This is a genomic window from Paenibacillus sp. OT2-17 (genome assembly GCF_009827695.1).
Lineage (GTDB): Bacteria > Bacillota > Bacilli > Paenibacillales > Paenibacillaceae > Paenibacillus > Paenibacillus polymyxa_B.
The window spans coordinates 1-5866 of sequence record NZ_WUDQ01000213.1 but is presented as its reverse complement, the minus strand read 5'-3'; the positions used below and the strand labels follow the sequence as shown (position 1 = coordinate 5866).

General features: G+C 38.2%; 7 protein-coding genes and 1 pseudogene. 7 read left to right on the top strand and 1 reads right to left on the bottom strand.

What is annotated here, in order from left to right:
• Both GRP75_RS30660 and GRP75_RS17625 read left to right on the top strand, forming a co-directional pair.
• Positions 1-141 (top strand): Kelch repeat-containing protein (locus GRP75_RS30660; RefSeq protein ID WP_160789935.1); only part of this gene is annotated, 141 nt, incomplete at its 5' end.
• The gene (locus GRP75_RS17625; RefSeq protein WP_369127580.1) at positions 83-970 is read left to right on the top strand and encodes a Kelch repeat-containing protein; all 888 of its coding nucleotides are present in this window, start codon (positions 83-85) and stop codon (positions 968-970) included. The genes GRP75_RS30660 and GRP75_RS17625, both read left to right, overlap by 59 nt.
• A gap of 57 nt (positions 971-1027) precedes the next feature.
• Here the strand turns inward: GRP75_RS17625 and GRP75_RS17620 are convergent, their stop codons facing one another.
• Entirely contained in the window at positions 1028-1360 is a 333-nt protein-coding gene (locus GRP75_RS17620) for a hypothetical protein (RefSeq protein WP_023989013.1), read from the bottom strand.
• 887 nt (positions 1361-2247) lie between these two features.
• Here GRP75_RS17620 and GRP75_RS17615 point away from each other — a divergent pair.
• The 5 genes and pseudogenes from GRP75_RS17615 (at position 2248) to GRP75_RS17600 (ending at position 4960) form a co-directional block, all read left to right on the top strand.
• Positions 2248-2494 (top strand): annotated as a pseudogene (locus GRP75_RS17615) (YolD-like family protein).
• Between the two features lie 152 nt (positions 2495-2646).
• Positions 2647-3156: a hypothetical protein gene (locus tag GRP75_RS29855; protein ID WP_237449090.1), complete on the top strand. Its 510-nt coding sequence runs from the start codon at positions 2647-2649 to the stop codon at positions 3154-3156.
• Complete coding sequence (locus GRP75_RS29850; protein ID WP_237449089.1) at positions 3122-3793, top strand: hypothetical protein; 672 nt, start codon at positions 3122-3124, stop codon at positions 3791-3793. The genes GRP75_RS29855 and GRP75_RS29850 overlap by 35 nt, the downstream gene beginning before the upstream one ends.
• A 14-nt stretch (positions 3794-3807) precedes the next feature.
• On the top strand, positions 3808-4194 hold the full coding sequence (locus GRP75_RS29270; protein ID WP_028541735.1) for a hypothetical protein: 387 nt from the start codon (positions 3808-3810) through the stop codon (positions 4192-4194).
• A gap of 496 nt (positions 4195-4690) precedes the next feature.
• Positions 4691-4960, top strand: a complete 270-nt coding sequence (locus tag GRP75_RS17600) for a CPCC family cysteine-rich protein (RefSeq protein ID WP_023989009.1) — start codon at positions 4691-4693, stop codon at positions 4958-4960.
• Positions 4961-5866 lie beyond the last annotated feature (906 nt).

Below are 5866 nucleotides of genomic sequence, written 5' to 3'. Positions count from 1 at the left end.
TATACAGGTAATGCCTTTAGCTGGACAGGAGGCTCCTCAGTAAATAATGTTGAAGTTTACAATACCCAGACAGATACATGGAGTGTTAGGAAAGCTATGCCGCAGGCTGGCTTTAGGTTCGTTGACAAGTGTTTTGTATAAGGGAAAGATTTATGTGTTTGGTGGGATGACAACAAATACGCGTTCAGTTGCTACTGTCCAAGTATATGATCCGGCTTCCGACAGCTGTTCAACGAAGAAACCTATGCCGAATACACTTCATGGTTCCTCTGCAGTTGTACATAAGGACAAAATCTATCTTGTAGCAGGTAGACATATTGATAATAATTCAAATGTCTCACTAAACACATTTCTTGAATGTGATCCTGATAACGATAACGGGTCAACTAAACCCAATCTTTTGACAGCACGTGGAGGGGCCCAAGCTGTCATTTATTCCAATAAAATATTTGCTATTGCTGGAAAAACTGAAGCAGGTGGACGTAGTTATGAACTTAATACAGTAGAATCCTTTGATTTTGAACAGAATAACTGGTCTCCTGAGGCTAGCTTAAAGCAAGCCAGAAGTGGGGCAGGGGCTATAACATTAGGTGGACAAATTTACGTTATTGGAGGAAGTCAGAGTACATTGGCAAATTCTCCGGTTAATACTATAGAGATATTCGGGAAGATTGACGGTTCCACACCTGAGCCGGCACCAACTCCCGAACCAACTGATCCATCTCTACCAACTGGGGACCGTGCAATTCTGGTGGTTACTATGACAACTGGTTTGGAAAAGGAGTTTGACCTAAGCATGAAAGAGGTCAATGACTTTATCTCATGGTATGAGGGCAAGCAGGCTGGTTCTGGATCGGCTTCATACGCCATTAATAAACACGATAATAATAAAGGTCCATTCAGCAGCCGAAAGGATTACATGCTATATGATCGTATCCTAACATTTGAAGTAAGTGAATATTCTAAATAAATTTAAAAGCTCTGCTAACCTTAATTGGTCGGTAGAGCTTTTAACTGTTCACGCCTCTTATAATGTATCAAGGTATTCTTTCTGGGATTTGATATAATCTTCCACACCATCATGATAGGTAAATCTACCGCCATTTTTATCAATAATCCAGTTGATCTTCTCGTCATTTAACAAGACTCCATACATGCAGTGATGAAGCAGTTCAATTTGTTTTTCATCCCTAATTCGGATCAAGTGTTTTTCTTGTTCGTCAATGAGGTACCATTTCGTTTCTGTTTCATCTACATCTAGATCTACATCCGCATCCACATACAGTATTGATACCGACAAGGGGAATGGCCAGTCAAACCAATGTTCTCGCTTGTCTTCTCTATAACCTTCAAATGCCATGGTTATTTCCTCCTACTTGGATAATTTCCTGATTAGTTAAATGTAACTAACGTGCTGCGATTGTACGCTTTATTGAACACTGTTTTTTGGGAACTCGCAGCTATCCTCAGCCTTTGGCATCTTGGCACCAATGGGGTGAATGACCTGCCGTTTGAGGTTGGCACGAACTGCGATGCGTCTGTTTAGGCTGGGTTAATGGGGGGGAGGTCCGAACTTTATTGTAAATCCCTCATTCGCTCAATTTGTAAAGGCAATGCTGGTTCAAGGGAGAATTTTCGGCAGTAGCCCCTTTTGACAATGGACGAGTAGGCTTTTAGGAATACACACATTAAATTTACTGCTGTTCTTGTCTTATCCTATTGGCTCAGGAATATCGCCCCCATATTCTTTCCATGGCTTTACGTGCGCCATCGTAAACTTCTGCAAAAGTTTAGTGTAACTTTGGCAACCGTCTATTCCGCTATTGTTGTTGCATAATAGTTGTGTCCACTTTCGTCGTTCATTGTTCTGATCTGTATAGTATACGGAAACGCCGGGTAACAAAAAAGTTGAACGCTTTGTTACCTGATATCGAACGCTACTCCAATACTCTACAATAATTCTGCTGAGCGAAGACGGGTGCCCAACATGATGGAACTGGAGATAAAGACAGGTAGCAGTGTAGTGGACATAAAGGCGCGCGGTTGCTGGCTTTGGGAAGAAGGGGACAACAAGAGCGATATGCGCTCTATATTGTAATCATAGAGGGCTGGGATGGTGACCAAAAGATCATTACATTTTCCTCGTCTGGAAATAGGCATTATACGTTATTAAACCTCCAATGATCTGGAGTTTATTTTTTGTACTCAGAATATAATTTGTGCATAACACATCAGGAGCCTACATACATGTCAAAAAGACTCGAAGGTAATGGATTATGGGAAAGCAGCTGCATCTTCATACTGGAACATAAGGAAGCGTATCTAAAGCTCATGAAAGACCGTCAAGGGCGCGGCAAGCCAGAGTTGGATGATCAGGAAGTGCAGCTAATCGAACAAGCGCTAATAGATTCCTACAACTCACGTACGGCTGTCACGCGGTGAGGATGATTTTAGCTGGATTAAGTTGGAGGATATTATTTCTGCAAGTACATAAAAGGCCCTAGGTAACCGGGTCTTTTTTACGTCCTTTACCAAGTTAAAATATGTTTACTATTTAATATTTTTCGTATATATTAATATTTGGAAATTATTTTTCATAAATTTTTCCTGCGAAAATAGATTGAATTAATAGAGGAGATTATCTCAATGAGCATTTCATTAAGAATAGAACGTAAATCCGGTGGTGAACCAATCGAGTTTATAAAAGGTGAGATCACTGGCTTTACTTATAAGAATAATAGTTCCATAAACCTTTCAGCTAAGTCTACAAACTTGGCTCATTCGCTACATATTCGAAGCAAAATTCCGCTTCATTCGCTTCCTTCAGTTATATGCAATGCGGATAATTCCAACATGCTGTACACATGGGAAAACACAGAATATAAACCTGATAGTGAGGACTACTATCGAAAATGTAACATCCAAGTCGTGAGAAATGAAAACGCGATCCGTGATATTACGTTTACACACGCTTATGTAGATAAGTATCAAGAACAAATTGATACCAGCAAAGAGATTCTTGAGTTTGAACTTGTTTTAAAACAAAAAGAAGATCAATTGGGAAAAATTCAGTACACTCCTCAGTTAGAACTTAAGGAAACAAGAGAACAGGATCAGCCTGATGTCTCGCAAAAAAATACTAGAAGGCGCATATAGTAAGAATATGTTAGTGTATGCAGGAAATAATACTTTTCCGTTTGAAAATCCTATGGTAGAACTAGAAAAGACTTGGGTACGAGGCGTAGAGAAGGTAAAAGATTCGACAGACACTGTAATACATTTTCCTGATCGTAAAGCATTTACATTAGTAGCTGTTCCTATAGCTCGAAAGAAGTACGGGGACATCACAGCCAATTTACTTCAACATTCCCTTGATTACAAACCAGGACATTTACACTTTAATGAGTGGTCGTATGAGGCGCAGCAAATTAAAAAATCCAAAGAACATAATATGTATGTAATTGATAAAGCAGTACAAAAAGCTAACGACAAAAAAGTTAAAAGTTTTTCAAGTGAGGGGTCTATTGCAATTGAAAGTGACAGAGATTTGTATAACGCTTTTCACAAAATGAAGTACAAAATAGATGGAACATATGTAAAAGGACAATGGGAAATTACTACAATATATTATGATAAATATAATTTTGAATATAATTTTAAACAAATGTTTACTGGCGACAACAAGCTCGGTTGGGCTGCGGCCAACCTAACAAATTTAATGGAATCATGGGGAACACTCAATGAGTATACATCTTATGTTACAGTAACTGATACAAAAAAGGCTTGGAAGTGAGGTGTGAAGTGCAGATGAAGCGCAGATACATCTACATTTTGATCTCTCTACTAGTTATAGCTACTACTTTAATTTTTCTGGCAAATTCTGGAGACGACACGATCAGGAAGTACCCATATGGCAAAGATACGTTAGAGTTTTTTGGAGATGGGACTTTTCAGATTTACAGAGGAGGAGGAGCCGGTGAGCCTCCAATACTATACACTCATCAAATTGAAGCTCCAAATTCAGTGATTGATAACGTTCTGTCTTATAAAATAGAAAAAAATATCGTATACGTGGTTGGTGAAAAAGGCTTCATTAAATTGGATTCAAGTACCAACACGTACGAGCAAAAGAAACGGATTTCCGACTTTACTTCCAAAGATAGAGAAATATTCAATAAATTAATAGAAAAATAGAAGTTATCATAGCAAATGTGTTAGAAAGGGAGCTTTAATTTGTTCACTAAGGTTAAGTTAATATGCGCTTTAGTTGAGTAATTGTTATGTAAGTATTCTAAATTTATAAAGAATGGTTAACCACCAGTGGTGATTTTATGATTATTAAAATTGAAGGTTACTTTTTTCAAAATTTGATTACTGGTCACCAATGCACACAAGAAGAACTATATCAAAAGTATATACAAGCAAAAATAATAACTCTTAATATTAGAGATTTACCTGATATATTTTGTCGACTTCATAATTTTAATCGATTGCGTTTTGAAGATGACACAGAGGTTGGTTATGTGATTGATACAGATACAGACAGGATATACAGACCGATATATTGATGTTTAAAGCGATTTATCCGAAAGAGATCTTCCTATCTCCTTAAATTACAAGTAATGAAGGACTCACATAACTGGCTGACAGAACAAAAAATAGATACATAATAAGGAGAGGTCTTATAGCGGTGGGAAAATATACTTGTCCTTGCTGTGGTTACAAAACCTTAAACGATGAACCGCCTGGAACCTATGATATTTGTGAAATTTGTTTTTGGGAAGATGATGGTATTCAGTTTGCAGATCCTGATTATGATGGTGGGGCAAACATAGTATCTTTAAGACAGGGCCAGCAAAATTATAAAGTATTTGGCGCTTGCGAAGAAAAATGCATAGAGTTTGTGAGAAAAGCCTCAGATAAAGATATACGCGATACGAACTGGGAACCCTATAACTAACTGAAACGTTAGTTCTACTTGCCATCTAATGTTAAGAGGAATTTTCTTGAAGTTTTTGAAGGAGCAAATATAGATATGTGGGGTGGCACTGGAACGCGCCTAAGGGTTTAATCGATTAGCCAGGCAAAGAGTGGTACAAGGGCTTCTTCGGGGATTCCACCACAAATACGGCCTTTTTTATCGTTGGGGATAAGATCAAAGTAACAAGCCAAGGTACTTGGAACTGGACAGTACGTTTAATATCGTAAGGCGAGTAGCCTGACCTTACATAAATTCTTTTGAAATATCACCAAACCGTTGCATAATCCGAAAGAATGGGTGATACCCTACTGGCATGCGCTGACGGGATGTTTATTGTTTTGGAATATAGTAGAATTCATTAATTGAGTCTTGAGGAGTGAAAAATATATACTCGAAGCCATAACTCAATGCAATTAAATTGAATTAAGGCAGATATAAAGAAGGACTCTATCAGCTAAATGCTGTAGGAGTCCTTCTTGTTGTTCTTTAGTTGTGGCAATAGTAAAGGTTCTTCATCAGTGGCACCTTGCTGGATACGCTGGTAAAGTGTTTTTATTTTCCTAGAAGTCCATCCCATAAACAAGACCTCGCATAGCCTGTGGAGTAAACAAAGGAGGCGTTACGTGTGAGAGGAATAGAAAGAGGCTACGAAGAGACGGCCGGGAAGATTTGGACATCGATAGCTGCTGTCTTGGCACTCTTCATTTTGTTGGTAATCATCTTGAAATTAATTCTTTTATAAAGATTATTAGGCTCTACCGGTTTATCTGGGTGTGAGCCTTTGTTTTGTTTACCTGCATGCCCTATCACTGAACGTATTTATACATATATTAAGATGAACGACAAATAAAGGAGGTTTAAGACATGGGTGCATATGAAGGTACA